Raw genomic sequence first — 26,676 nt, forward strand, 5'->3', positions numbered from 1 at the left:
TCGATTTCAGCGGTCTGCTGAAGGTGAAAAGCCAGCCGTTCGCCGGGCTACTTGCGATCGATCATCAGCGCCACCCCCACCAACGCGATGCCGCCGGAAATCAGCTTCACGAACGTCAACGGCTCGTGCAGCACAAGTGCGGAGAGACATAGCGCGATCACCGGCGCGGCATAGTTGAAGGTGTTGGCGAGCGTCGTCGAGACCTGAGCGTTGAGCGTCAGGAACACGGCGTAGCCGATCAGCGTGCTCGCCACGACGAGGAACGCGAGCGCGGCCCACGCCGCTGGCGGCACGCGCGCCAGGTGCGTCGTGGCAGCGACTCCCGACACGGCGACGATCGCGCCGAGCAGCGCGCCGGCCGATATCAGTTGTATCGCGAGGCTGATCACGGGATCGCGAGGCAACGCCAGCCGCGGCGCAAGCAACGATCCGACTGCCCAGGCCGCAGTCGCGGTAAGCGCAAGCACCGCGCCCATCGGCCGGAAGACGCCGCCGGCAGCCGACGTACAGCCCATCAGCGCGAGACCGGCAAAGCCGACGGCGACCCCGGCGATCTGACGGCCGGTCAGCGGCTGGTGAAACACGGCCCATGCGAACACCGCCAGAAAGAGCGGCGAAGACGAACCGAATACCGCGGCCACCCCTGCCGGCAAAAAATGCGTCCCCCAGATCGCGAGTGCCTGACTGGCCACCAGCATGGTGACGCCAATCAACGCCGCCCCCCCCGACTCGCGGACCGACGCAGGCGACCGGCGCCAGCGCGCCAGCGCGAAAGGCAGAACGACCAGCGCCGCGAGCGAGAAGCGCAATGTCGCCACCATCAGCGGATGCCACGCGTTCCCGGCCACCTTGAAAGCCAGGAAATTGGCCCCGTTGTAGAACCATTGGTAGCCGACGGCGAGCGCGACCCACCCGCGATGCGCGCTCCACCGGGTAGGGGCCGTGGTTGTCACAGTCACTTTGCGACCTCCTGTCTCACGAATCCGGCGATCGTGGCCGCCTTGCCGCCCGGGCACTGGCTCATGAAATGCTCCCTGTACGGCGCTGCCCTGGGACCGTTACGGTCGACGACCTCGTATGCGATGACTTCAATGCTACCGAGCGCATCGTTATCCCGATAATGCGGACGTTTTATGGCTGTTATCCATATACTGAATAACGGCGTTATGCTTGCCCTGCTTGTGCAATAGACCCAACTGGAATGCACGGAGGCGCCAGTGGACTCTCGCCTTATCGAGTACTTCTTGCGTGTTGCCGAACTCGGCAGTATCAACAAGGCCGCAACTGACTTGCGGCTCTCCCAGCCAGCGCTATCGCGCCATATCGCGCTGCTCGAGCATCAACTTCGCGCGAAGCTTTTTACGCGAACGCAGGGCGGCGTTCAGCTGACGGAGGCCGGCACGCTGCTGATGGAGCGCGCGCGGCCCATTCTTCGTCAGTTGACTTCGTTGGTCGAGCAGGTGGGCGACCGCGCGGCAGGCCAGTTGGCGATAGGCATTGCGCCTTCCTGGCGCAACCTGTTCACATCGAACTTCGTGGCGCGCCTGGTCGCCGACTATCCACGCGTGAGGCTTCGTGTTCACGAGGGCGTGAGCCACGAGCTTCGTGACGTCATGCATGCCGGCATGCTGGACCTCGCCATCGTCCCGTTCGAAGCGTCGCCGCCGCAGGGCTATGTCCATACTCCACTCGTTCGGGAGCCGCTCATTCTCGTGAGTGCCAAGGATGCCGGCTTGAGGCCCGACAAAGCGGTGCCGCTGTCGCGTCTCAGGGATCGCAAACTCGCGCTGGCGGGAAAACAGAATGTCATCCGCTCGACCATCGAGCACGCGATGGTCCGTCGCAATGTCGAACTCGACATCCTGTTCGAACTCGATGCAATGCATCTGTCGATGGACCTCGCTCGGCGGGGAATCGCGGATACCGTGACGCCATGTTGCGCGGTCAGCGGCAACGCGTTCTGGGAAGAATCAATCTCGTGGAGTCCGATCCGGGGCGCCTATCTCACCTGGGCGCTCTGTGAAAATGCGGCGCGCTCGCATTCGCAAGCGGTGCTTGAAGGCAAGCGGATGGTTCTCGCGATGGTCGACGAAATCGTCGACAGCCAGATCTGGCGCGGTGTGGAGCGGCTGCCGTTCGTCGACTAAGTTGGTCATGCGAGCACTGATCAACTACATTCACGAGAATGCGCCACCGACTGCCCATGTCAGTCTGATGGCGGATCACGGGACGCCGACGTTCTACGGGCGCTATGGCTTCCAGCCGTCGTTACTTCCCGAGAAAGCCGGTATGTTTCTTCGCATTCAATGACGCAGGTTCGTCTCGGATCAAGCGTAGCCCTCCGCATGGCGCCGGATGACGTCCAGCGTCACCGCCCAGTAGAGCACCAGATGCTTGCGGATGACGAGCGTCGGGAAGCCGTGCATCGTGAACGAGAGCGTCGTGCCGCTGCAAGCGGGCTCCAGCGCGAAATCCAGCGTCGTGTAGCTGGCCGGCTCGTCCGGCAGGTTTGACAATGTGCTCAGGTGCGTCCAGCTGAAACGCCGCGGCGGATCCCAGCGCACAATGCGGCCACGATTCTCGAACGGCACGTGCTGCCGCCCGCGTACGACGATCAAGCCGCCCGCGCGTCCCTCATGCTCGACAGACACCGGCATGACGTCGTCGCCCATCCACTCGGCCATCCGCGACGGCTCGGCAAGGCTGGCCGCCAGGATCTCGATGGGCGCGGCGACGAAGATCGTACGTTCGACGGGCTCATCACACAGATGATCGGATGTCGTGCTCATAAGGCCTCGGAGACATTTCGTGGTCGGCAGGTCCATGGTCATCGAGAGCGATCGGTAGCGATCATCTGCTCCTGCCCGCAAGCGCAAGCGCACGCGGCACGGAATGCAGCCTACGCGAGGGCGATGCACTTATTCATCGGTACGCACGCCAATTCCAATCCACGCGTCGTCCGATATACCGAAACCGCGTCGCCCGTCCAACCACAACTGCGATAGAACGGCGCTGCATTCAGCGTTGCATCGAGGCCTCAACAGTTTGATTGCGCTCATGCCGATTGATCGATGCGTGTCCGGGAAAGATGATTGTCGGCAGTTCAATCGGCGGCGTCGAGTGTTTCAAAATGGCCGAATGCCGACAAACAAGGGGCGGCCTCAGCCGCCCCACAACAACCGATCAATCAGCCCGCCACATTCCGGTTGGCCTCGATCACCGTCAACGCCGCCATGTTCACGATCCGGCGCACCGTCGCGCTCGACGTCAGGATGTTCACCGGCGCGTTCACGCCCAGCAGGAACGGCCCCACCGCCACGTTGCTGCCCGCCTCGGTCTTCAGCAGGTTGTACGCGATATTCCCCGCATCCACGTTCGGACAAACCAGCAGGTTGGCCGCGCCCTTCAGCGGCGACATCGGCAGCAGCTTCGCCCGCAACCCTTCATCCAGCGCGCAGTCGCCATGCATCTCGCCGTCCGCCTCGATGTCCGGCGCCTGCTCCCGGACGATCTCCAGCGCCCGGCGCATCTTCACGCCCGACGCCGCGCTCCCCGACCCGAAGTTCGACCGCGACAGCAGCGCCGCTTTCGGCGTCAGGTTCAGCCATTCCATCTGGCGCGCCGCGGCAATCGTGAATTCCGCGATCTGCTCCGCGTCGGGATTGTCGTTGACGTGCGTATCCACCAGCGCGACCGTCCGCTGGTCGAGCAACAGGATGTTCATCGCCGCATAGGTCGACGCCCCCGGCTTCTTGCCGATCACCTCGTCGACGAACCGCAGGTGGTTGTGATACTCGCCCACCGTCCCGCAGATCATCCCGTCCGCATCGCCGAGCCGCACCATCATCGCGCCGATCAGCGTCAGGCGGCGGCGCATCTCGACCCGTGCCATCTCCTTCGAGATGCCGTCCCGGCAGCGCAGCTCCCAGTACTTCGTCCAGTACTGCGGGAAGCGCTCGTCATATTCCGGATTGGTTACTTCGACATCCTGACCGAGCCGGATCCGCAGGCCGAACCGCTCGATGCGCGCCAGCAGCACCTCGGGACGCCCGACCAGGATCGGCCGCGCCAGCTTCTCGTCGACGATCACCTGCACCGCGCGCAGCACGCGCTCGTCCTCGCCTTCGGTAAAGACGATCCGCGCCTTGCCGCCATCGCGCACCAGCCGGCGCGCCGTCGCGAACAGCGGCTTCATGAACGCGCCGGAGTGGTAGACGAATTGCTGCAGCTGCTCGACGTACGCGTCGAGATCGGTCAGCGGGCGCTTCGCCACGCCGCCGTCCATCGCCGCCTTGGCCACGGCCGGTGCGATCCGCACGATCAGGCGCGGGTCGAACGGCTTCGGAATCAGGTATTGCGCGCCGAACGCCACGTCGTACGCGCCGTAGGCCGCCGCGACGACTTCGTTCTGCTCTTCCTCGGCCAGCCCCGCGATCGCGTGAACCGCAGCGATCTCCATTTCGCGGGTGATCGTCGTCGCGCCCACGTCCAGCGCGCCGCGGAAGATGTACGGGAAGCACAGGACGTTGTTGACCTGGTTCGGGTAATCCGAGCGGCCCGTCGCGATCACGACGTCGTCGCGCGTCGCATGCGCCAGTTCCGGGAAGATTTCCGGGGTGGGATTGGCCAGCGCGAGGATCAGCGGGCGCGGCGCCATCGCCTTCAGCATGTCGGCGGTCAGGATGCCGCCGACCGACAGGCCCAGGAACACGTCCGCGCCGCCGATCACTTCGGCCAGCTTGCGCGCGTCGGTTTCCTGCGCGAAGCGCGACTTCGCCGGGTCCATCAGCGTGGTGCGGCCGCGATAGACGACGCCCTCGATGTCGGTCACCCACACGTTTTCGACCGGCAGCCCGAGGTCGACCAGCAGGTCCAGGCAGGCGAGCGCCGCGGCGCCGGCTCCCGACGTCACGACCTTCACCTCCTTGATGGACTTCCCGACCACCTTCAACCCGTTGATGAACGCGGCGGAGACGGTGATGGCGGTGCCGTGCTGGTCGTCGTGGAAGACGGGGATCTTCATGCGGTCACGCAGCTTCTGCTCGACCGTGAAGCACTCGGGCGCCTTGATGTCCTCGAGGTTGATGCCGCCGAAGGTCGGCTCGAGGCCGGCGATGATGTCGACCAGCTTGTCCGGGTCGGTTTCGTTGATCTCGATGTCGAAGACGTCGATCCCCGCGAACTTCTTGAACAGCACGGCCTTGCCTTCCATGACCGGCTTCGACGCGAGCGGGCCGATGTTGCCCAGGCCCAGCACGGCCGTGCCGTTCGTGATCACGCCCACCAGGTTGCCGCGGCTCGTGAACCGGTGCGCCTGCAGCGGATCGGCGGCGATGGCCTCGCACACGCCCGCCACGCCCGGCGTGTACGCCAGCGCGAGATCGCGCTGGGTCACGAGCGGCTTGCTGGCGACGACCGAGATCTTTCCCGGGGTCGGAAATTCGTGATAGTCGAATGCTGCCTGCTGCTGTGTCTCAGTCTGTTTCATGTTTTTCGATCCGGGCTCGGGCGCCAGGCCAGTCCCGGCGCGATCCATGAAGGGGATTCTAGGGATCTGCCATAAGGTGTTGATTCTGTTTTAATATCGGTCCATCACTTTTTCATGATGGATACATGACCAGTCAATGAATTTTGACGCAAACGACGTGGTCAGGCGGCTGGGCGCCCGCCTGAAGATGCGGCACCTGGTGCTGTTGCTGCAGATTCAGCAGCACGGGTCGCTGACGCGCGTCGCGGAACACATGGCCAGCAGCCAGCCGGCCGTGACCAATGCGCTGTCCGAGCTGGAGAGCATGTTCGGCACGCCGCTGTTCGAGCGCTCGTCGCGCGGCATGCGGCCCACCGCGCTCGGCGCGGTCGTGCTCGAGCGGGCGAAGGCGATGATCAAGGATCTCGACCACCTCGCCCGCGAGATGGAGGCCGTCGCCGCCGGGCATGCGGCCCACCTGCACATCGGCGTGATTCCGTTCATTTCCGGGCAGATGCTGTCGGCGGCGCTCAAGCGGCTGCAGGCGCGCATGGAGCGGCGCCTGACCGTGACGATTCACGAAGGCACCAGCGATCAGTTGCTGCTGCAGCTCAGGGATCACAGCGTCGACATCGTGATCGGGCGGGCGTCGTCGGCGATCGACCTGGGGCAGGTCTCCTTCGAGGTCTTGTACCAGCAGCAGCCGCGCATGATCGCGAGCCGGCGGCTTGCCGCGAAACTGGCCCGCACCGCGCTCGACTGGCACAAGCTGCACGCGCTCGACTGGATTCTCGGCGCGCCGCATACGCCGATGCGGGAACAGGTCACCGACCTGTTCCTGTCGGCCGGCATCGCGCCGCCCGTTCCGATCGTCGAGAGTTATTCATCCAAGCTGATCGGCGAGATGATCGCGTCGAGCGACGAGGCCGTCTCGATCGTGCCCGCCGATATCGCGGAAGAACTGGTGCGGATCGCCGGGGTGGCGATCGTGCCTTACTCGCTGGTGTGGACGCTCCCGCCCATCGCGCTGTTTACCCGCGCCGCCGAGTCGCGCTCGCCGGCGCGGGATCTGCTCGTCGACGCGTTGCGCGAGGTTTGCAGGGAGACTTACGGAGACGCGCAGCGGTAGGGTTCCACGTGCCACGCCTGCGTTGAACGGGCCGCCGAAACCCGTCGTGCGTCTCGACGGCTTCCCGGTGCGCCACCGGCCCCGGGCTACTTGCCGGCCGCGAGGCGCCGCAGGATTTCCGCACGCTCGGCGCTCAGCACATGGTCCGAGCCCTCGCCGCGGTCATAGCGTTTGGTCGTCCGGTAGGAAAACCGCTTCTTGTACTGGTTGGCAGCGGGATCGAACACCCACGCATCGACGTCGAACAGGTGCGCTTCGAAATGACTCTCGTCCTTGCCCCACACATAATCGGCGCGAACGAACACCGGATAAGGCGACACGTCCGGCACCTTCCACATCGCGCGGTCGGCCAGCTCGGTCTGCGTGACTTCCGGCATCAGGTTCTCGATCTTGCCGTTCGCGCCGTAACGCAGGATCGCCACGCGCTCCAGCATCCCGCTGCCGCCGCCCGAGAACATTCCCGAGAAGAACACCCACGAGCCGCCCGACGCAAGCGGCAGCCGCTCGGACCTTGGCGTCAGCCCGAACTGGTAAAGCTCCTTCGGCGAATTCGGAAGCGGCGCGGGTGGCATCTGGAAGCATGGCGCACGGTCGGGAAGCACGCAGAGTTTCACGCCGGACAGCGGGAGGCCGTCGGTGTCCGTTCGACCCTCCGCCTGGGCGAAACGGGGGAAGGCGAGTTCGCTGGAAGCGGCCTGAACGCCGGTGACGCCAACGACGGTAAGGCCCAGGATCACCCCAAGCGTTTTACGGAACCCGCGCATGCGCCTGCCCTCTTCTCTCATGTTTTGATAGGCGCGAATTGTCGATGATCCGGCCGGTTCTGTCGAATGAGCGGTTGCGGCCGGCGATCTACCGAAATGGCGCCCGTCGGGGCGGTTCGCGAGATAGCGCGGGGGCCTTCAATGCGTGAGGTGGGACGCTCCATTGATCGCCGCGTCCCACACGCTTGCGCAGCTCACCCCTGCGCCTGATGGCACACCACCTCGATATTGTGTCCATCCGGCCCGATGACGAACGCCGCGTAGTAATTCGCGTGATAGTGCGGCCGCAGCCCCGGCGCGCCATGGTCCTTCCCGCCGGCCGCCAGCGCCGCGCGATAGAACGCGTCGACTTGCTGCCGGTTGTCGGCCACGAACGCGATGTGAAGATGGGCCGGTTTCTCCGTCGTCTGGAACAGGCACAACGAAGGCTTGCCCGGCGGAGAGATCTCGATGCCGTACGACGGCTCGCCCTCGCCCTGCACCACGACGCCAAGCGGCTCGAGTGCGCTCAGGAAAAACGCCTTGCTCGCTGCATAGTCGGTCACGCCGAATTTGACATGGTCAAACATGACTCCCCCTCGGATAGATGGGTCTGCCGGCACCCGGATGGAATGTGGAAATCACCGCGATGTTGCCACACATGGCCGTCGCCGGCATCCCCGCTCGCGACCGAACAAAACTTCCGATTTCGCCAGTTTCAACAGCATGCTGCGCGATATTGGAAGCTCGATTCCACACTGCTATCGTTGTGCACCTTTTGACGATTTCGGAGCGGGAGATTCATGCCCTTGATCTTGCGTCGAGCGATTGCAGCTGATGCCGCAGAGGTGGCTGACGTCTATCTACGGTCGCGCAACACGCTGGCATCCTATGCGCCGCTTGCGCATTCGGAAACCGCCGTCCGCGATTGGGTTGCCAACCGACTTGTGCCGTCGGGCAACGTTACCGTCGCCGTGAACGACAACCGCATCGTCGGCATGGCCGCGCACGTTGTCGCCGACGGCGTGGCATGGCTTGACCAGTTGTATGTATGCCCCGAATTCAAGCGACGAGGGATTGGTTCTGCACTCCTCGAATCGGTGAAATCGCAGACGGTTGGCAAGCTCCAGCTCTACACGTTCCAGATGAATCTCGACGCCGCTGCGTTTTATGAACGGCACGGGTTCGTTGCAATTGCGTACAGCGACGGGAGCAGGAACGAGGAAGGCTGCCCCGATGTCTTGTATTGTTTGACGCGGTAGCTTCGGCTATCCGACCCGCCTCACCTGCTCGTCATTGGCGAGATTGACGGACTGCTCAGCATCAGAAACGACTAGTGCCCCCCTCGACAAACGGCCACGAAGCGTCGTTCACATGCGTCGGTTGTCGGACGTCCAGGCGCCGGCTCCGCACTGAAACCAGCCATCCAATCGTAGAGGACGGACGCTCGCTCTTCGGCCGATGCCGACATTGGGCCGACACGTTCAATCCCCTGACAAGGAGTCGTGGTCCGCAGCAGGTCGCACCGAGCCTAGCCCACTTTCAGAGGCGTCGCTCGACCGCCATCAAACGTCTCATCCATCTGGCGGCAGAACTGCGCTATCGCATCAGTCGGCTGCTGTCTGAGCCGCGTCAACAATGTGGCGGCATCCGCGTGAGATTTTTCAGGGTCGGCCAGCTTCTTCAGAATTTCGGCTGAGAGCACATCCACATCATTGAGATCAGGTGCGGACAGACCTCCTCGTATGTCCACTGCGCCAACGTAGATATGTAGCCCGATGCTTTCGAGATGCTCATACAGTCCCGTATTGATCGAAATTATCAACGGGATACCCAAGGAGATTGCTTCCCATCCGACGAGCCCAAATCCATCATGCACCGACGGCATCACGACCAGACTGCTGTCCTTGATGTACGCAAGAGCATCATCCCTTTTCTCATTAAAACGTAGAAAATGCGTACTTACCAGCCGCCCTGCCTGTCTAACGACTAGGTCTTTGTATTCTTGCTCTTCAGCACCTTCTATCCCACCGATAATTTTAACGATCGGATCTCTCAGATTAGCCGCTTTCAATGCGCTGCCGATAGCAGTCACCGCAAGATACCCTTGCTTGACGAGTTCCGGCCCAGTTCCAAGGCGCCCAATATAGGTTATGCAAGCGATTGGCCTCGGCTCATCGACGGGATCGACTGAGAGCAAAGGAGGGAGATATTCAAAGCTTCGGTTGCGTGATGTGGTGGTCCGGAGAATTGATTTGACATGCTTGATCAATTTCGGACCTACAGCAACAACAGCGTCTGCTGCCGCGAATACTGTCCGCTGTTCTTGCTCTTTTTTCTCACTATCTGCGGACGGTCGCATCATTGCGTAATATGCAGCGTAAGCCATGTGGCAAAAAACGACAGATCTAGCGTAAAGCCGACGTGCCAGTTCATTCGCAAACAGACCAGTTTTCAGGTCATGCCCCACGACATATCGTATATTCGCGATTTTCGAAAGACGGTCAATGACCAGGTTGACATCAAAATCGAAAAATTCCTGATCTCCTTGAGCTCGAATTGCAATCACTTCTACACCTAGAAAATCTTCCCTGATACTTTCATCAGTCGGAACCACGCAAATCACTCGCCGGCTAGTAGGCGAATTTGCTACGAGCGCTCTGCAGAACTCAAGGTTAAACGAGTTGATACCTCCATGCACCACCCCCCAGCATGTGGCCGCCACGATTATCGTCTCGACAGTATCTTTCGAGTCATCATGTGATGAATCGTTGTGAGTGGGACTTGCAGTATTCGCACCGTCTGAATCGGCTTCGATCACGAAGGCGTCCGCTCGACATAGGTTTGAAGAGGGAATTTGATTGGCATATGCCATCACACTTCCTTCCCCTTTCATTTTATGCAATGATGCCATTCCAAGCATGCCGGATCTTAACTGCCCTTTCTTGTTCAGGATGAATTGCGCCCAATCGTGGCGATCCAGGGTTACGACGAGAGACTTAATCGTACCTCCACGATGAAGTGTTTGCAGGGCTTTCGTGAATGATGTCTCGTCGGGACCGTCAAGCCATTTCAGAAAGCGATGACAAATATCGTATGCATCTCTCTCCGCAAATGCCATGATGTCGTCGAGACTTGAACAATCCTGTATTTCACGGGCAAGCCACCAGGCGAGATCAGGAATACCCCCAGAAAGCCGCAACACGGCCTCACCTTTCCAGTCCGAGAGCCCATGCGCGACCGCAAGCCGAGCCACCTCTTCATCTGTGTACGCTCCCAGCACATGCGTCCCATGGCCCTGACCGAAATCCGATGCAAAGAACGGGGGTTCATCCTGCTGCACGGCCCATCGAGTACGCAGCGTACTCAACTTGACAGGCATCTCAACCACTGTTCTTAGTTGCAGCGAATGTTCAAGTGTCCTCAACGCAGTGCCTACGTCCCAAGTTAGGTTCCTGATAGCGCGATGAAACGCCTCAATCACAAGAACCGGAATGCGTCCTGCGTCGCGCAGCAGTCTCACTGCATTGGCCAGGTCTGCACCAATGTCGTTGCTCGGATTAAATGTGGCGCCAGCGGCATTCCATTGCGACACAATGCTAGCTACAAATGTCTCAGGGCTCTGTACGCGTCCCGCACGGAAACGCGCGACCGCTGGCAGCTTTCCGTTAATCCCGCACTCGTCGTAAAAGTGCTCGTCCAACAATTTGTCGATGACCGGCGAGGCATCCGTTAACGGTGGAGTGACAATAATAAAATTGCTTCGGGGAGTTGCCCACGATCGCACAATTTTTCGAGCGGTCTCAACGGATGATGCGGGGATCAGTAAATCGTTCATTGTGAAGACCGTTGTTCCAGCTTGTCGTTGATGATGGCCCAAAGCGCTCCGGAACGGGCCCGGATGGACTCTCCAAGCATTGGAATAGCGAATTCAACCGCCGCGATGTCGCGTAACCGGCGCAGATAACCAAGCTGTAGCGCGCTTTCCAACCCCGAATTGATGTCAGCCCTCGACAGCTTGTACCGGCTAACGAGTGGTGACCGGTCGGAGCTGAGCTCGCGCACCATCAGATGTCCGCCTGACACGGGGCTTTTTATTTCTGCAGCCGCATAGAGCACACTGCGAATAAGCAGTTGGTCCTCATCTTGTCGAGCAACCAGTACGCGAAGTTCATCCTCGCCTGGGTCGTCCAGACTGTCCAAGGCGGTCACTCCCGTGGATTTCTCCAGCAAGGCCGTCAATCCATTCGCAACATCAGACGGCATAAGATAGGCCTGTTTCGCGACACCGTAGGTAGCGCCAGCTACAAGCTTCATATAATAGGGAATCCCAGCCGTGATTCTTATTAGGAAGGTCAGGGTCTTGTCTGGAAAGCGATATCGACCCCGCAACACGCCTGGCTCAACAACCTCTCGCGATCTGTGTTTCTGAAGATCTGTTTCTGTTCCAAAAGGCGTCAACTCGAAGTTCGTAATGCTGTTATAGAGCGCCGCCGCCGGATCTCGCACAAAAAGTTGTCTTGCGGGATTCGAACCGCAGAAAACGATGCCGATGGCCGGCTGGGAGCTGAGGATATAGCGAAACTGCCAGGTCAGTTCAGTGGCAACTTCCTTCCCCTTTCCTTTTGAGAACGTCATCTCCGCAAGTTTGTCAATCTCATCAAAAAGGAAGTACACACGAGTAAGCTTGGGTATCTTATTCAGTATCTCTTTCGATAGAGCAGTCAAGAAGACATCCGCTCCTGCGGCGAATGGCAGCCCCTCCCCAATCCGAGAGAAATCGTCGATCAAATCCCTTAAATCGCTATTTTCTTCGTTTGACTGAACTCGCAACCATACCCACCTATTGAATTCCTCGACCGACTGAAAGCCCTTATCCAACGAAAGAAAAATGATGCCATTGTCCCGACCCATGACGTGTGAAAACGCATCAAGAATCCGGAAAAGCATAGTCGTCTTGCCCGATCTTCGGGGACTGGAAAGCCAAAGACTGCCAGCGCGCTCACGACCAAATAGAATCGTTTCAATTTTCTTCTCATCCTCGTCCCTCACAACGTACTGATCACCACGCATTTGGAACTGAGGAAAATAATTGAATGCACTTTCAATCTGTTCATCACTTACACTCTTGAATGGATCAAGACCCGCCACATGGATGTTCAGCCCTACATCTGCTACCACGTCTGAGTCTTCAAGGGTGTGAAAAACACAGCGAGCACTAATGATGGTTGAGTGGATCTCGGGAACATCGATGAGTAACTCTATACGCTCATCCCGAGTTTCGAGAAACGGTCCCTCAAACTTAATTTTTCTACGCCCATTTATGAATTTCATCCCACAATCGACCGGGAGTTCGATCTCGATGTCGAGCGGGGGATTAATCGCTCGCGGGTTAATCGTTAGTACACCAAGCCAGGTACGGTGATTTGCGGTTTTTTCGAGCGGAGCTGCAAATAGGATTTCAGCGGGCAAACCTTGGCTACGTGAAAGTGTCGCGAGTACGGCTTGAGCAAAAGCAACAAACGGCTTGGCCTGCGACGCACTCCGAATGTTTTCCAACGCTTCCCGGCCACGAGCGGAATCTGAATTCTGAAGCAGTTGCGCATAAGCCAATGCAACTCGCTTTTCCATCTCAATTGGGAAAAATGTAAAGCACAGGCCGACATGTCTGTAGAGACCTGCCTTGAAGAGCATCTGCATAAATGACGCTCTGACTTCCGCCTGCCCCTTGTCTCCAGTAAACGCATCCCAGATTGACTTGACGGCAAGTCCAGCAGGGAAGCCAGCGGCGGGGGCAATACCAAACAAAGCGGTTGCCTCCTGTCGCGGAACTTTAAGTCCTGACATATCTCCCAGCGCCCGGATCGCCGACGTAACAGCATTGCGCGCGTCAGTACGACCCTTTGCAAAATCGGTGATGTCGCCTGCGGCCCAATGTACAAGCACTCCACCGTACAGGTCGGCAGCAACGTTACCACCGAAACGCCCTTTCTCCGAAAGTATCCACTGAGCTACGCTAGAGTCTTCGCATAAGCCGAGCAACCCTAGCGCGGTACAGGCCTCTGAATCAGAAAGAGCATTGGGCATTTGTGCCGTGCAAACGATCCCAATGAGTAGCGCATCGCGCTCACGCGAATTCTCTGAAATCGTGATGGATTGCACCCCGTTCAGTATGCGAAGGCAATATGCAATGCCAGATGACCATTCGCTTGATTTAAATATATGGCGAAAATCCTGGCTAACTACCCCCGTTTCAACAGAGTGGCGCTTTATCCACTCTAGACTTGCAGCAATCGCGTTCCCGGCCCCAGACTGCTGCGTTTCGCCTTCGCGTTCCACGACGGAAAAAGCAGGAGCCATTTCGCCAGCGGACGCTTGATTATCGGATGCAGACATCCCCTGTGTCTCGAGAAGCTCAACGAGATCAGGCATTTCTGCGGCCTCTGCAAATCTACCGATGAGCGCCTCAAGGTCCGAGGGGCTCGCCGCAGAATCAAGAAGCTGCGCACAGTCAATGCAGGCGTTGGTAAACGGAGCATCTATGTTCCCGGCGGCCGGCTCATGACCCATGACACGAATCACTTTTCCCGCAAGTACCTCCAGTAGTTCCCTGTACCCTGGCACAAGGACATGGGGGCGCTTCAGCTGTTCCGAGATTGGCGACAGGAAAGCACCCCAGGCCTCCGCTAGAAATGCAGAACCATCAGGGTCGGGCAATCGTTGCGGAGCGCTTAGATGTCGGACAGCCTCTAGAGCCACCTCGATTAGATTTTGTGTAAGGTTGCGAGTCGAAGCAAATTGTTCGAGTACGACAATATGCTGGCGGCGACTGGAAGAGTTTTTCAGGAGTGTGGCGAGTGTTTCCTCAAGCACTGCAACGCTGGCGCTCGCGTCAGAAGCACCGTTAAGAGCTGCAATATCGCGCTCAAGATTGGCGCGCTTTTCGCTTTCAGCGTAGCGATCCTCCAGAGCCTGGACCAGTTTGGTCAGCTCGCTAATCTTCTCGTGACAGAGTGTCCACCGCTTCTCCTCATAGTAGAGCCGCGCCTGCCGCTCAACAGCACTCGCGCTACCCGTCGTATCCATTGAAAGTAGCTTTGAATGCAGATCGGAAATGCGAATGGCCAACTTCAGCGACTGAAACTGTAGTTCCTGATCGAGCGCTCTAGTGTCCATCTCTGGAAGCTCATCATTGCACTCATCTCGCAATCGTTCCTGAGCTTCTAGTGACTTTTTCGCGCGATAAAAGCTCCATAATGCCGAAGGCCCTGTCGCGCCGGCAAGACCAGCTAAAGCATCGGTCACCACTCCTGCCCAACGTACTGGCTTTCCGGCAAGCCACGCGAGGTAGGAGCGCGGCATCTGGACGGTAGGAGTAAAGCCTATGCCAAATAACGTATCCTGCTCATCTGATCGCAGCACCGGAACGCTCAATTGCCGCTCCGCCAGATCGGTTCCCGCTTGTTTCAACCAAGTCATCAATCGATCACGATCTGGTGAAGTCTGCGAGGCTGCAAGTACAGCACGAATGGATTGACGAGACGATACTGAATCCGTCGCTGCTTCTAGCGTAGATGCGCACCAGTCGCGGATTTTTTCCAGACGTCCGGTAACATACACCTTGGTCGCAGCCTCATATTGAGACTCACTGAGAATTGGGGCATCCGTTGCGCGAACCCACCGCGGATATGCGGCATCGACGTCAATGTCTTCTATTGCATCAAGAAGTAGATTTGCGCAATCGAGTAACGATTCCGATTTTCTAATCTTTATAAGCGGCTCTATGCAGTCTCTGTACGCAATGCGCCACAGCGCGGCGTAATGTCCGAGACCACGCGGGCGAAATGCAAGGATTTGATCAAGAGCAGCCCATGTTTTCGTATCATTTTGCTGTGCGCTATCGAACTCGGTCTGGCGCTCACGCGAAATCTCGACTATTTCAGCAATAGCATTGTCAGCCTCGCCGGCAGAGCCTTCTGCAAAGATAGTTGCGAGCAGACGGTCGAGAAGGGGAAGCTCCGTGTCGCTAGCATCTTTCGTATAACGGCGAAGTGGCTTCAGTGACCAGTAGTCAAACTTTTTCTCATCACGCAACTTAAGCGCAACTAGAAATCCAAATGCTTGGGTAAGAGCTATCGCCGTATCCAGTCCGGGTACAGCCTCAGAAAGCTGTTCGAGTTGATACGGACTCAGAGCCGACAGACATCTGCAGACACTTACGATATCAACGTTACATCGCGGCTCAAGCTCAGTCTTTGCTACGACAATTATTTCTGTAAGAACAGACGAAAATGCGTGTCGACACATCAACCACGAAACCGGATCCAGCGGTTTCGCACGCAAAATGGTTTTAGCCAACTTAGGCCAGTAGGCGTCCATGCCTGTGTCGTCGGTCGCCAGCCACTCCGTGTTCTCGGCGACAGCTCCGATGTATTTCAGCGCCGCGGCACGCACCTGTTGATCCGCCGAATATGTTTCAGCGTCGCTTGCCAGTTGGAGCAGTGTCATCAGTCCATGCGCACGGTCTCCTTGCATGCTCTCATCAATACGAGCACGAAAATGTTCAACCGTCTCAAGTGGCAAGGTTGAAAACCGAAGCTTGACATTGAGCAGCCGCTGCATGTCCTCGCAAAACAAATCGATCTCGTGTGCTTCGCCACGCAAGCCAAAGATGAGAGGCAATTCAAGCCACCTCTTTGGTACACTACCAAGGCCGGGCAGGGTATCAACTCTTGCCAACAGTTCCGTGGCAATGACATTCCGCTCGTACGCCGCTTTCTCAATAACCCCCTCTGTCTCCGTAACCCTGACCTTGATTTTGTTGACCACTTGCAAAGGATCTCGCGACTCGGACAGTTCTGCGCAGAGCGCCGCCAACAATCGCTGCCGAGCCTCTAGTTCAGAAGTGGTACTGTTGTAGCATGTGGTCATCCGCACCCGCACGGACTCAATTCCTGGATCCCGCGTTGTTTGTGCCGGCGGAATTATCTTTGCTTTATCAAGCAACGCCGAGGAAGACCGCCGAAATTCGTGCACAAGCTGAGACTTCTCATTGTTGTCGGTCACTTCACCCCGAGATTCTCTCAGCGGCGGACCAAGGAGAGTCAACAGAGCGTCTGCCCCTCTCTCTTCCAGTACCTGCATCAGCATGTCTGGAAACTGCCGCAAAGCAGCTTCCTTAGTTGCAAGCCCACGCGCCTTGCTCATCTGCGCATGTTCCATCAGCGCCCAGCCGAAAAGCGCTGTCTCGCGCGGATGGGAATCAAAATATTTAAGGAGAGTCGTAGCGAGATCGCCTACATGAGCCAAGTCTGGGTAGAACTTGCCATCGGGTGCTTTCTTGAATGCACGGCTCATTTCCTCGCCGCTCAAGTCCAGTTCCGGCGCGATCTGGATCACATATCGTTGAGCAAGCAGTGGAAATGAAGCCACGATATCTTTTTTTCTGGCTTCATAGTCTTCGTACCACCGCTTGCGCATCGAGCGATCTTCCGCCAGCGAAGCAAGCGCATGAAATCGATCTGTATCGCTTCCACTCGAAAATTTCTCTGGCCCAATCAGCGGCTTCATTTTCCGTATGGAGCTAACGGATCGATTCCACATATCGGCAATTAGTTCTATGTCAATATTGCCGTTGTCTCGATAGAAGAGCGCGGGAAGCGATCCTCGTTGTGGTCCCCGGGTTTGCGAACGCTTCATCTCGTATGCTGACTGTGTTGATTGATTTTTGCCTTGCTCGTCTCAATGTTATCAGTTATGTCTGATGTGCGGCGATCACTGTTTACTAGGTATACACACGGACAGAAACCTGTCTATTTGCGAACTACTGCAATCCAACGCACAGTCGCTGTACCGTGACCGGTCTGTTACCGCCTGCTTTGGCCGAACCGCCGCCTCCAGAAAGCGGGCGTAGCTGACCAAACCACTAAGTTTTCCGCCGTTGAACCTCAGACAGAGCGACAGGCAGATGTCGGTCGTCTTCAGATATCCACATCAAGCAGATTTTGGTCGGGATCGGACAACCAGCGCATGGCGGCCGGTGGAGCATTGCCGACATCGTGACGGAAATAGCTGACCTTGCAATTGCTCAATTATCCTCTCCGTCGAAGAGACCTTCAAAACGACCGCGGAGAATAAGGCGGGTCGCTCGGGCAAGACAACGATCACGCCACCTGACGCGCGTGTCGCGATAAACGCATCCCACGCATCATGCAATCCGCAGAAACATCCCCGCCTTCTCAGGCAGCACCGACGGTTGAAAACCGTAACGCTCGTAGAACTTCGGTGTCCCGTGATCTGCCATCAGGCTGACGTAGGCGGTCGGCGGCGCGTGCTCGTGAACGTAGCCCATGAGTGCCCGCATGATCAGGTCGCCCACGCCCTTCTTCTGGTGAGCGGGCAACACCGCGATATCGACGATCTCGAAGAAACAGCCGCCGTCGCCGATGACGCGGCCAATTCCGACCGGATCGCTGTCGCAATACGCCACGACGCTGAAAAGGCCATTCTTCAGCCCGATCGTCGCAGCCTGTTCCGACTTTCTGCTCAACCCTGCGGCAAGACGAATGCCGATGTAGTCGGATACCGACGGGACTTCCTGTCGAACGACGTATGCCATGCGAACCCTTCAGGTTAGCCGTACAGGCAGATGGCCCGGCCTCGCTGCGCATGAGCCCATCGAACCACGAACCCGAACGCGCGGATCGGACAAGACCATGACCCTCCATCCAGCGAGGCAGTAGACCAAAGGCGCGCACACCCATCACCCACTGCCTCGCCCAATCCACCAAGCGCCTTAAAGAATCCGCTCCAGCGCATCCGCAAACCGCCCAACCGCCCCCTCGACATCATGCAGCTTGTCGAGCCCGAACAACCCCAGCCGGAAGGTCTTGAAATCCTCCGGCTCGTCGCACATCAGCGGCACGCCGGCCGCGATCTGCAACCCGACGTCGGCAAACTTCTTCCCGGTTCGAATCCCGTCGTCGTCCGTATAACTGACCACGACACCCGGCGCCTCGAACCCTTGCGCCGCCACGCTCCGGAAACCCTTCTCGGCCAGCAACGCACGAATCCGCTTGCCCAGCTCGAGCTGCTCCGCTTTCACCTTGTCGAAGCCGTACGCCTCGGTTTCCTTCATCACGTCGCGCAGCGTCGTGAGACTGTCCGTCGGCATCGTCGCGTGGTACGCGAACCCGCCACCTTCATACGCTTCCATGATCTGCAGCCACTTGCGCAGATCGCATGCGAAGCTGGTGCTGGTCGTGCCGTCGATGCGTTCGCGGGCGAGCTCGCCGAGCATCACCATCGCGCAGCACGGCGATGCGCTCCAGCCCTTCTGCGGCGCGCTGATCAGGATATCGACGCCGCTCGCCTGCATGTCGACCCACACCGTGCCGGACGCGATGCAATCGAGCACGAACATGCCGCCGACCGCATGCACGGCGTCGGACACCGCGCGCAGATACCCGTCGGGCAACATCATCCCGGATGCGGTTTCGACGTGCGGCGCAAACACCAGATCCGGCTTGTGTTCGTTGATCGCGGCGACCACTTCGTCGATCGGCGCCGGCGCATAGGCGGCCTGCCGTCCCGCTTCGACCGGGCGCGCCTTCAGCACCGTCGTTTCGGACGGAATGCTGCCCATGTCGAAAATCTGCGACCAGCGGAAGCTGAACCAGCCGTTGCGGATGACGAGGCACTTCTTGTTCGTGGCGAACTGCCGCGCGACGGCTTCCATGCCGAACGTCCCGCTGCCGGGGACGATCACGACGGACTTCGCGTGGTAGACCTTCTTCAGCGTGCCGGAGATGTCGCGCATCACGCCCTGAAAGCGCTGCGACATATGGTTGACCGAGCGATCGGTGTACACCACCGAATATTCGAGGAGCCCCTCGCGGTCAACATCGGGAAGTAATCCTGGCATGCTCGCCTCCGGTGAAAGATGAACGATGGAATCTGGGCGAGCAGTGTCCGTGATGCGATACCGCGCTGCACCCATGCAATTGCGTTATTTTCTCGACGAAAGCAGATTCTAACGAAGGCCGCGCGCCGCTTGGGGCCTATTTTGTCGGCTGTCCGCCGCAGGCGTGACGGAGCGCCGCCGCCGGCCGACGCGCCGCGCCGCAACGGAGCCGCCGCGCCCCCCGGCTGAAGCGCCCGCCCCGTGGCCGTCCACGCGCATCGTTGCAGCGCACGACGCCCGCGAAGCCCTGTTCCATGTACGGGTAAATGGCACGTCCGCCGCATGCCGCCTACCATGTCGGCTCCCCCTTCACGACAGAGTCTTCGATGATCCCCAACCGAGCATCATCCCAGCAGCCGTCGGCCGATCCCGCGCTCGCCGAGCGCATCGATGCGGTACTGTCCCGCCAACTCGACACGCAACGCCTCGTCGGCGTGGTCGTCCTGGTCGCACGCGACGGCGAGCTCGTCTATCGCCGCGCAGCCGGGTTCGCCGATCGCGAAGCACGCACGCCGATGCAGGAGGACACGCTGTTCAGGCTCGCGTCGGTCACGAAGCCGATCGTCGCGGCGGCCGCCATGGCGCTCGTTGCCCGGCACCAGCTGTCGCTCGACGACGACGTCACGAAGTGGCTGCCCGAATTCCGCCCGGCGCTGCGTGACGGCAGCGTGCCGGTCATCAAGGTACGCCACCTGCTCACGCATTCGGCCGGCCTCGGCTATCGCTACGCGGAAGCCGACGCGGCGGGTCCGTATGCACGCGCGGGCGTCTCCGACGGGCTCGATGGCGCATCGATCACGCTCGCCGAGAACCTGCGCAGGATCGCGAGCGTGCCGTTGCAGTACGCGCCCGGCACCGGCTGGAACTATTCGCTCTCCATCGACGTGGTCGGCGCGGTGATCGAGGCCGTCACCGCGCAGCCGCTCGCCGATGCGGTCGATGCGCTGGTGCTCCGCCCGCTCGGCACCCGCGACACGGGATTCGTCGCACGCGATGCCGCACGGCTCGCGACGCCTTACGTCAACGACACGCCGCAGCCGCACCGGCTCGCCGAGAACGAGGCCGTCCCCATCTACGAAGGCTCCGTCGGCGTGACGTTCTCGCCGTCGCGCGCGCTCGACAAGGACGCGTTCGCATCGGGCGGCGGCGGGATGGTCGGCACCGCCGGTGACGTGCTGAACGTGCTGGACACGCTGCGGGCGGGCGGCGGCGCCATTCTGCCGGCCGAGCTGGTCGACGAGATGGGCCGCATCCACACCGGCAACCTCGCGTTGCCCGACCTGCCCGGCGCGGGCTACGGGATCGGGTTTTCCGTGTTGCGCGACCCGCGCGCGGCGCTGTCGCCCGAGTCGCCGGGCACGTGGCGCTGGGGCGGCGTCTACGGTCATTCGTGGTTCGTCGACCGCGCACGAGGGCTCACCGTCGTGTCGTTGTCGAACACGCTCTACGAGGGGATGAACGGCCAGTACACGCTCGATCTGCGCGACGCGGTCTACGGCGTCGGCTGACCCGCGCCATGTCATTGCACGCGCAACAAAAAAGGCCCGACACGGTCGGGCCAATGAGGTGAGACACAAGGAGAATCCCGCCCACCACACCGGGCGGGTCACGCCGCGCTACACGACGTTCTTTTCGACGATGGGCCGGTTCTCCAGCACGCGCGCCCAGCCGAGCGTCGACAGGTCGAGCGTGTCGTAACGCCCGCCCAGAATGAGTTCACTGACGCCGCGCCCGGTCGCCGGCCCCTGCTGCAGCCCGTGGCCGCTGTAGCCGTTCGCGAACACGACGTTGTCGAGGTCCGGGTGATATCCGATGATCGCGTTGTGGTCGAACACGTTGTACTCGTAGTACCCCGACCAGCAGTTCTCCACGCGCAGCGCCTCGAACGCCGGCACGCGGTTCGCGAGGGTCGGCCAGATCACCTCGTCGAACAGGTCGTGGTCGACTTCGTCGAGCGGCAGGTCGTCCGGGTCGCGATCCGGGCTCGGCGACGTCCCGCAGATATACGTGCGCCCTTCCGGCCGGAAATACACGCCGGTCGGGTCGATCAGCAGCGGACAATCCGTGAGCTTCGCCGGCGACGACACGTTGAAGATGCTGCGGCGCCGCGCATACACGGGGATGTCGATGCCCATCATCGACGACAGCGTGCGCGTCCACGCGCCGGCCGCGTTCACGAGCGTGTCGCACGCATAGCGTTCGCCGTCGGCCGTGACCACGTGCGTCACCTTGCGGCCGTCGCGCACCACGTCCTTCACGTCGGACGGCACATAGCGCGCACCGAGCGCCTGCGCCTTCTTGCGCAGCGCCTGCACGAGCCCATAGCCGTCGAACCAGCCTTCGCCGCTCACGCCATACGCACCCGACACGAGATCGTCGACGTTCAGCCACGGAAACTTCGCGCGCAGCGCATCGCGATCCATCAGCCGGATGTCCGCGCCGAGGCTCGTCTGCAGCGCATGGTTCTCGCGCAGCGTCGCGTCGCCCGCCGGCGTCGCGAGGAACAGGTAGCCGCCTTCGTGCAGGTCGATCGACGGCTGGTGGCCGTCCACTTCGAGGCGCTCGCCGATCGTGCGCAGGAAGTCGATGCCGAACAGCGACATCTCGATCGACAGCGGCGTCGAGAACTGCTGGCGAATCGACGCGGCCGACAACGCCGACGACGAGCGCGCATAGGTGGGGTCGCGCTCGATCACGGTCACGGAAACCGTGGGATCGGTGGCGCGCAGGAAATAGGCGATCGAGCTGCCGATCACACCACCGCCGACGATGACGACTTGAGAACTCACGACTGACTCCAGTTGCACAGATGGGGCGCGGCCAGCCGGCCCCGCCCGTGGGTTGTTCGTGCCGCGTCACGCGCGGCGTCGCGCGGGCAGACTCGTGCGGCTGCCACACCGGCGTGCGCCGCGATCGTCATCGATCGCTGATGGCATTTCAGCACGTCCGGCAGCGCCGCGAAAGTCCGCGCGCGGGTGGCGTTCAATCCGCCGATTTCGTCGTGACGGGCTGCCACGCGGCGTTCTTCACCTCATACAGCGTCGAGCTCGGGTTCTTCAGGTCGCCCGTGTTCGTGAACGCGATCGTGCCCGTGATGCCGTCGTAGCGCGTGCCCTTCAGCGCGCCGTTGAAATCGGCCGGCTTCGTCGAGTTCGCCTTCTGCATCGCGTTGATCGCGATCCACGTCGCGTCGTACGCGAACGGCGCGTACGCGAGCATGTCGATGCCGTACTTCTGCTTGAATTTCGTTTCGAATTCCTTGCCTTTCGCGAGGCGCGCCAGCGGCTGCCCGTATTCCCACACGGACGCGCCTTCCGCCGCATTGCCGGCCAGCTTGATGAAGTTCGCGTTCATCACGCCGCCGCCCGCGAGGAACTGCGCGCGGATGCCGAGCTGGCGCATGCGCTTCACGAGCATCGCGGCCTGTGCGTCGAGGCCGCCGAAGAACACGAGATCGGCGTTGGTGCTCTTGATCTTCGTGAGCTGCGCGCTGAAGTCCACGGCCTTGTCGTTCGTGAATTCGCGCGCGACGATCGTGCCGCCGTTCGCCTTCACGGCCTTCTCGAATTCGTCGGCTTCGCCCTGGCCGAACGCGGTGCGATCGTCGATGATCGCGATGCGCTTCGCCTTGGTCACGCTCGCCGCATACGCGCCTGCGTTGCCGGCGTTCTGCGTATCGGTCGCGATCACGCGGTATACGGTGCCGAGCCCGGCGCGCGTGATGTCGGGATTGGTCGCCGACGGCGTGATCATCGGAATGCCGGCCTTCGCGTAGATCTTCGATGCGGGCAGCGTCGTGCCCGAATTGAAGTGGCCGATCACGACGGCCACCTGCGCGTCGGCGAGCTGCTGCGCGGCCTGCACGCCGGTGCGCGGATCGCTCTGGTCGTCCTGCGACGCGACGACGAACTTCACGGGCTTGCCGCCCACCGTCGTACGCGCGGCATTCGCTTCGTCGACGGCCATGCGCACGCCGTTCTCGATGTCCTTGCCGTAGGCGGCGCCGCCGCCCGTCAGCGGGCCGGCCACGCCGACCTTGACGACCGTCTCCTGCGCGTGAACCGCGCCGGTCTGGAGCGCGAGAATCGCGGCGGTCAATGCGACGCCGGAAAGCGAACGAATGCGGAACGTCATGACAATCCTTGTTCTGGGGGCCGGGATGCAACGCGCGAATCGCCGCGCGTCGGCAACCTCCTGCGTGCCGGTCATGTCGTCCGCCTGCGGGGCGTCATGCAACGCCCTTGCCGGATGGTCGATCGCCGCGGCTCCGTCTCCGAAGAGCCTTTCATCGCGAAAGAGGTGAATGGATTGTGGATAGCCAATACCCGTGCAGCAAACGAAATATCGGAACTATGTTGTGAGGATTTGTCATCAAGTTCCGCGTACGCGGGCGGCCCGCGGCCCACGCAACGGTGGGCCGCGGGTAAATCGCTACCGTGGAATGCCGCGCCGGCGCCCGGCCATCAAGGCCCGCCGTGGTCATGCCGGCGGCGCATCATCGTTGCGATGACGGCCCGGCCGGCCATCGCGACGCCCGCGGCGCCGCGTCATCGGTCAGTGCCGATCGGTGCCCGTCTCGTTGCGCACCGCATCGGCCGCCTCGCCGGCCTGCTCCTGCATCTTGCCGGCCTCCTGTTCAGCGACGCCTTCCGCTTCCGTCTCGCGGTCGCCCGTGACCTTGCCGAGCGCTTCCTTGACCGAACCCCTGACCTGCTTGAGCTTGCCTTCGATACGATTCCTGTCCATGGTCGTCTCCTGCGATGGTGGGAGAGAGCCGGCGGCGTGACGGCCTGCGTCGCACCGCCGAGTGGACAGGATCGCAAGCGCAGGCCGCGCGCGGCAGATGCGGATGCACCAGCGCGCATGGTGCATTCGTACCGACGGCGTCAGTCCTTGTCCTTCGCGCCGCCCTTCTCGCCACGCGCGCCATTCGCGTCGGCCGCGCCGACGATCCCGCGTTCGCGCGCCCACACGATCGCCTCGGCGCGGCTGTGCACGTCGAGCTTCGCGTAGATCGTCGCGACGTGGTTGCGCACGGTGTTCGGCGCGAGCCCGAGGCGGCCGGCAATCTCCTTGTCGGCGAGACCATGGCACAGCAGGTCGAACACGTCGCGCTCGCGTGCGGTCAGGTCCGACAGCTGGGCGCCCGCATCCGGCGCATTCGCACGCCGCACGTTCGCGAGCTTCTCGATCAGCGTGCGGCTGAACCACGATGCATCCTGCATTGCCGTTTCGATCGCGTAGACGAGCTCCATCTCCGTGCGCTTGCGGTCGCTGATGTCGAGCAGCGCGACAAGCAGGCAATCGCGCCCGTGAATCGCGACGGGATCGGCCGACACGACGCAATCGCGCACGTCGCCTTCGCGCGTGTGGATCTGCACGTCGGCGTTGCGCACGCTGCCGTCGCGCGCGAGCTGGCCCTCGATGCGCTGCCACGCGCCGCGCTCGGCCCATAGCCCGATCTCGTCCGCGGACTTGCCGAGCAGGTCGTCCTGCGTGTGGCCCGTCATCGCGGCGAACGCGTCGTTCACGTCGAGCAGTTCGAAGCGGTCGGCGGTGACGATCGCGGTGGCGACCGGCGCCATCCGGAACGCCGTGGCGAAGCGTTCCTCGCTCTGCCGCAGCGCGCGCTCGGCCTGCTTGCGCGGCTCGAGATCCATGAACGTGAACAGCATGCACGCCTCGTCGTTCATGTCGATCGGCTGCCCGGCGACCACCACGGCCTTCGTGCTGCCGTCCGCGCGCTTCAGCACGGCCTCCATCTGCGGGATCGTCGCGCCTTCGCCGAGCCGCTCGATCGCGAGGTCGCGCCGCTCGGCCTGGTCGAGCACGTCGATCTCGTACACCGAGCGGCCGAGCACGTCGTCGCGCGCGTGGCCGGTCAGGTCGAGAAAGCCCTGGTTGACCTTCACGTAGCGCAGGTCGTCGAGCCGGCAGATCACGGCCGGCGCAGGGTTCGCGTTGAAGGTGCGCTCGAAGCGTTCCTCGGCGCTCGCCCATTCGGTCGCGTCGTGCAGCACGAGCGCGAGGCAATCGGGTTCGCCGGCCGCGTTCGTCAGCACGAGGCTGCGAATGCGGTGAACCCAGCTCACGGTTTCGTCGGCGGCCGATTCCACTTCGACCGTCACGTCGCTGAACTCCTCGCCCGCGATCACGCGATCCATCGGATAGTGGCCGTCGCGCACCGGATGGTTGTTCCGGTAGCGCAGCCGGAAACGCTCGCGGTAATCGGTGACGGTCGCGCCGAGCGCCTTCAGCTCGGTCACGCCGTGCATCGCGAGGGCGGCTTCGTTCGCCCAGACGATCCGCTGGTCGGGCTCGATCAGGATCACGCCCTCGGTGAGCCCCGCGATGATCTGGTGCAGCTGGCGCCGATCGGTATGCGACTTCAGCGCCTGTTCGTTTACCTGTTCGTTCATCGAATGGTTGTCCCTGTCGTCAGCATGACTGCCGGCCCGGTTGCCGCCACGTCGACACGCGCCGGCCGGCGCGTGTGGCGATGATCGCGTGCCGCACCGGGGCATGACAGTCGCGAATGCACTATTCGTCATAGTACATGCGCACGGCCTGCCCCACCGTGCGGTGTCCCGCCGATCCCCGAAGCACCCGCTGCACCTGCTTTCCGCACGCCCCGGCCGACAGGCGCACCCCGCCCCCTTCCCGACACCCCGTGCAAACGCACTAGCCGATCAGGTGAATTTGCGCGATGTCCACGCCCGTTTGCATCGGTACGCTGGTACTGCATCGGCGCTCATGCGCTGCCTTCCGAACCGCAGAGGAGAAGCACGATGAAGCTGCATCAGACACCCGATCCGACGCGGCCCGAACCGGCCCCGGACAATCCGCCCGAACCGCCGCCCGGCACCGATCCGCCGGTGCCGCTGCCGCCCGACGTGCCGCGCCCGGACATGCCGCCGCGCGAGCCCGGCTACGACACGCCGATCGCCGGTTGATCCGGGCACGCGCCGTGCTCGGCAGTCAATCCATTCACCACGCCAATCGAAGGAGAACATCAATGAACAAGACCTCGCACCTTTCGACGCTGCTCGCCGCCAGCGCGGCTTTCCTGCTTTGCGCCGCACCGCTCACGAATGCGCAGGCGCAAGCCTCGTCCACCGACAGCGGCATGACGGCCGAATCGAACCAGCCCGTCACCGACACGTGGATCACCACCAAGGTGAAGGGGGAACTCGCGACCACGGACGGCGTGAAGAGCACCGACATCAGCGTGAAGACGGTCGACGGTGTCGTCACGCTCACCGGCGTGCTGCCGACCAAGGTCGCCGTGAAGAAGGCTATCGCCGTGACACGCGCGATCAAGGGCGTGAAGCACGTCGACGCATCCGGCCTGAAGGCGAAGGCCTGACCTCCCGGC

21 protein-coding genes and 1 pseudogene are annotated in these 26,676 nt (G+C 61.3%); 7 read left to right on the forward strand and 15 right to left on the reverse strand.

Annotation, left to right across the window (positions count from 1 at the left end; all coding sequences use genetic code 11):
* Positions 1 to 47 precede the first annotated feature (47 nt).
* Positions 48 to 959 (reverse strand): DMT family transporter, encoded by a 912-nt coding sequence (locus CFB47_RS30060; RefSeq protein WP_179258995.1) that lies wholly within the window; start codon positions 957 to 959, stop codon positions 48 to 50.
* Between the two features lie 258 nt (positions 960 to 1,217).
* On the opposite strand from CFB47_RS30060, the gene CFB47_RS30065 reads away from it, so the two are divergent.
* Complete coding sequence (locus CFB47_RS30065) at positions 1,218 to 2,147, forward strand: LysR family transcriptional regulator (RefSeq protein ID WP_089443296.1); 930 nt, start codon at positions 1,218 to 1,220, stop codon at positions 2,145 to 2,147.
* A 7-nt stretch (positions 2,148 to 2,154) separates the two neighbouring features.
* Positions 2,155 to 2,310: a hypothetical protein gene (locus CFB47_RS30070; RefSeq protein WP_242808535.1), complete on the forward strand. Its 156-nt coding sequence runs from the start codon at positions 2,155 to 2,157 to the stop codon at positions 2,308 to 2,310.
* Positions 2,311 to 2,327: 17 nt separating this feature from the next.
* Here the strand turns inward: CFB47_RS30070 and CFB47_RS30075 are convergent, their stop codons facing one another.
* The 3 genes and pseudogenes from CFB47_RS30075 to CFB47_RS30085 form a co-directional block, all read right to left on the reverse strand.
* The gene (locus CFB47_RS30075) at positions 2,328 to 2,789 is read right to left on the reverse strand and encodes an SRPBCC domain-containing protein (protein ID WP_179258996.1); all 462 of its coding nucleotides are present in this window, start codon (positions 2,787 to 2,789) and stop codon (positions 2,328 to 2,330) included.
* Between the two features lie 110 nt (positions 2,790 to 2,899).
* Positions 2,900 to 3,034 (reverse strand): annotated as a pseudogene (locus tag CFB47_RS41835) (GNAT family N-acetyltransferase); the annotation flags it as partial.
* Between the two features lie 153 nt (positions 3,035 to 3,187).
* Positions 3,188 to 5,488, reverse strand: coding sequence for an NADP-dependent malic enzyme (locus CFB47_RS30085; RefSeq protein ID WP_089463188.1), 2,301 nt, complete (start codon positions 5,486 to 5,488; stop codon positions 3,188 to 3,190).
* A 136-nt stretch (positions 5,489 to 5,624) separates the two neighbouring features.
* Here CFB47_RS30085 and CFB47_RS30090 point away from each other — a divergent pair, with 136 nt between their 5' ends.
* Positions 5,625 to 6,596 (forward strand): LysR substrate-binding domain-containing protein, encoded by a 972-nt coding sequence (locus CFB47_RS30090; protein ID WP_089457582.1) that lies wholly within the window; start codon positions 5,625 to 5,627, stop codon positions 6,594 to 6,596.
* An 86-nt stretch (positions 6,597 to 6,682) separates the two neighbouring features.
* Here the strand turns inward: CFB47_RS30090 and CFB47_RS30095 are convergent, their stop codons facing one another.
* Positions 6,683 to 7,360, reverse strand: coding sequence for a hypothetical protein (locus CFB47_RS30095; protein ID WP_089463189.1), 678 nt, complete (start codon positions 7,358 to 7,360; stop codon positions 6,683 to 6,685).
* Between the two features lie 194 nt (positions 7,361 to 7,554).
* Positions 7,555 to 7,929 carry a VOC family protein gene (locus CFB47_RS30100; RefSeq protein WP_089457580.1) on the reverse strand — a complete coding sequence of 125 codons (375 nt, stop codon included), beginning with the start codon at positions 7,927 to 7,929 and terminating at the stop codon, positions 7,555 to 7,557.
* A 213-nt stretch (positions 7,930 to 8,142) separates the two neighbouring features.
* Here CFB47_RS30100 and CFB47_RS30105 point away from each other — a divergent pair, with 213 nt between their 5' ends.
* Entirely contained in the window at positions 8,143 to 8,601 is a 459-nt protein-coding gene (locus tag CFB47_RS30105; protein WP_089463190.1) for a GNAT family N-acetyltransferase, read from the forward strand.
* A 269-nt stretch (positions 8,602 to 8,870) separates the two neighbouring features.
* Here the strand turns inward: CFB47_RS30105 and CFB47_RS30110 are convergent, their stop codons facing one another.
* The 4 genes from CFB47_RS30110 to CFB47_RS30140 form a co-directional block, all read right to left on the reverse strand.
* Positions 8,871 to 11,177, reverse strand: a complete 2,307-nt coding sequence (locus CFB47_RS30110) for a glycosyltransferase (protein ID WP_089463191.1) — start codon at positions 11,175 to 11,177, stop codon at positions 8,871 to 8,873.
* A complete protein-coding gene (locus CFB47_RS40780) occupies positions 11,174 to 17,038 on the reverse strand; it encodes a hypothetical protein (protein ID WP_143330879.1) in 5,865 nt (1,954 codons plus the stop codon). The genes CFB47_RS30110 and CFB47_RS40780 overlap by 4 nt, the downstream gene beginning before the upstream one ends.
* Before the next feature lie 508 nt (positions 17,039 to 17,546).
* Positions 17,547 to 17,957 (reverse strand): GNAT family N-acetyltransferase, encoded by a 411-nt coding sequence (locus CFB47_RS30135; RefSeq protein WP_089463196.1) that lies wholly within the window; start codon positions 17,955 to 17,957, stop codon positions 17,547 to 17,549.
* 177 nt (positions 17,958 to 18,134) lie between these two features.
* Positions 18,135 to 19,262, reverse strand: a complete 1,128-nt coding sequence (locus CFB47_RS30140; protein ID WP_089463197.1) for an aminotransferase class V-fold PLP-dependent enzyme — start codon at positions 19,260 to 19,262, stop codon at positions 18,135 to 18,137.
* Between the two features lie 365 nt (positions 19,263 to 19,627).
* Between CFB47_RS30140 and CFB47_RS30145 the strand changes: the two genes are divergently transcribed.
* Positions 19,628 to 20,809: a serine hydrolase gene (locus CFB47_RS30145; RefSeq protein ID WP_089463198.1), complete on the forward strand. Its 1,182-nt coding sequence runs from the start codon at positions 19,628 to 19,630 to the stop codon at positions 20,807 to 20,809.
* Positions 20,810 to 20,917: 108 nt separating this feature from the next.
* Here CFB47_RS30145 and CFB47_RS30150 read toward each other — a convergent pair whose 3' ends face one another.
* From CFB47_RS30150 to CFB47_RS30165, 5 genes are all read right to left on the reverse strand, one after another.
* Positions 20,918 to 22,090: an FAD-binding oxidoreductase gene (locus tag CFB47_RS30150; RefSeq protein ID WP_089457572.1), complete on the reverse strand. Its 1,173-nt coding sequence runs from the start codon at positions 22,088 to 22,090 to the stop codon at positions 20,918 to 20,920.
* Complete coding sequence (locus CFB47_RS40785) at positions 22,087 to 22,287, reverse strand: hypothetical protein (RefSeq protein ID WP_256941091.1); 201 nt, start codon at positions 22,285 to 22,287, stop codon at positions 22,087 to 22,089. The genes CFB47_RS30150 and CFB47_RS40785 overlap by 4 nt, the downstream gene beginning before the upstream one ends.
* Entirely contained in the window at positions 22,284 to 23,435 is a 1,152-nt protein-coding gene (locus CFB47_RS30155; RefSeq protein WP_089463199.1) for a branched-chain amino acid ABC transporter substrate-binding protein, read from the reverse strand. The genes CFB47_RS40785 and CFB47_RS30155 overlap by 4 nt, the downstream gene beginning before the upstream one ends.
* Positions 23,436 to 23,855: 420 nt before the next feature.
* Positions 23,856 to 24,047 (reverse strand): CsbD family protein, encoded by a 192-nt coding sequence (locus CFB47_RS30160; protein ID WP_089443314.1) that lies wholly within the window; start codon positions 24,045 to 24,047, stop codon positions 23,856 to 23,858.
* Between the two features lie 140 nt (positions 24,048 to 24,187).
* A complete protein-coding gene (locus CFB47_RS30165; protein ID WP_089463200.1) occupies positions 24,188 to 25,720 on the reverse strand; it encodes a helix-turn-helix transcriptional regulator in 1,533 nt (510 codons plus the stop codon).
* Positions 25,721 to 26,089: 369 nt separating this feature from the next.
* Here CFB47_RS30165 and CFB47_RS41320 point away from each other — a divergent pair, with 369 nt between their 5' ends.
* Entirely contained in the window at positions 26,090 to 26,254 is a 165-nt protein-coding gene (locus tag CFB47_RS41320) for a hypothetical protein (RefSeq protein ID WP_179243696.1), read from the forward strand.
* Positions 26,255 to 26,316: 62 nt separating this feature from the next.
* Complete coding sequence (locus CFB47_RS30170; protein WP_089443316.1) at positions 26,317 to 26,667, forward strand: BON domain-containing protein; 351 nt, start codon at positions 26,317 to 26,319, stop codon at positions 26,665 to 26,667.
* Positions 26,668 to 26,676: the final 9 nt, after the last annotated feature.

The organism is Burkholderia sp. AU27893, assembly GCF_002223205.1.
Classification (GTDB): Bacteria; Pseudomonadota; Gammaproteobacteria; order Burkholderiales; family Burkholderiaceae; genus Burkholderia.

Excerpts from the sequence above, each read along its gene's own strand:
- CFB47_RS30070 (WP_242808535.1), top strand. The coding sequence starts at position 2,155 with ATGCGAGCACTGATCAACTACATTCACGAGAATGCGCCACCGACTGCC.
- CFB47_RS30075 (WP_179258996.1), bottom strand. The coding sequence starts at position 2,789 with ATGAGCACGACATCCGATCATCTGTGTGATGAGCCCGTCGAACGTACG.
- CFB47_RS30085 (WP_089463188.1), bottom strand. The coding sequence starts at position 5,488 with ATGAAACAGACTGAGACACAGCAGCAGGCAGCATTCGACTATCACGAA.
- CFB47_RS30090 (WP_089457582.1), top strand. The coding sequence starts at position 5,625 with ATGAATTTTGACGCAAACGACGTGGTCAGGCGGCTGGGCGCCCGCCTG.
- CFB47_RS30095 (WP_089463189.1), bottom strand. The coding sequence starts at position 7,360 with ATGCGCGGGTTCCGTAAAACGCTTGGGGTGATCCTGGGCCTTACCGTC.
- CFB47_RS30100 (WP_089457580.1), bottom strand. The coding sequence starts at position 7,929 with ATGTTTGACCATGTCAAATTCGGCGTGACCGACTATGCAGCGAGCAAG.
- CFB47_RS30105 (WP_089463190.1), top strand. The coding sequence starts at position 8,143 with ATGCCCTTGATCTTGCGTCGAGCGATTGCAGCTGATGCCGCAGAGGTG.
- CFB47_RS30110 (WP_089463191.1), bottom strand. The coding sequence starts at position 11,177 with ATGAACGATTTACTGATCCCCGCATCATCCGTTGAGACCGCTCGAAAA.
- CFB47_RS40780 (WP_143330879.1), bottom strand. The coding sequence starts at position 17,038 with ATGAAGCGTTCGCAAACCCGGGGACCACAACGAGGATCGCTTCCCGCG.
- CFB47_RS30135 (WP_089463196.1), bottom strand. The coding sequence starts at position 17,957 with ATGGCATACGTCGTTCGACAGGAAGTCCCGTCGGTATCCGACTACATC.
- CFB47_RS30140 (WP_089463197.1), bottom strand. The coding sequence starts at position 19,262 with ATGCCAGGATTACTTCCCGATGTTGACCGCGAGGGGCTCCTCGAATAT.
- CFB47_RS30145 (WP_089463198.1), top strand. The coding sequence starts at position 19,628 with ATGATCCCCAACCGAGCATCATCCCAGCAGCCGTCGGCCGATCCCGCG.
- CFB47_RS30155 (WP_089463199.1), bottom strand. The coding sequence starts at position 23,435 with ATGACGTTCCGCATTCGTTCGCTTTCCGGCGTCGCATTGACCGCCGCG.
- CFB47_RS30160 (WP_089443314.1), bottom strand. The coding sequence starts at position 24,047 with ATGGACAGGAATCGTATCGAAGGCAAGCTCAAGCAGGTCAGGGGTTCG.
- CFB47_RS30165 (WP_089463200.1), bottom strand. The coding sequence starts at position 25,720 with ATGAACGAACAGGTAAACGAACAGGCGCTGAAGTCGCATACCGATCGG.
- CFB47_RS41320 (WP_179243696.1), top strand. The coding sequence starts at position 26,090 with ATGAAGCTGCATCAGACACCCGATCCGACGCGGCCCGAACCGGCCCCG.
- CFB47_RS30170 (WP_089443316.1), top strand. The coding sequence starts at position 26,317 with ATGAACAAGACCTCGCACCTTTCGACGCTGCTCGCCGCCAGCGCGGCT.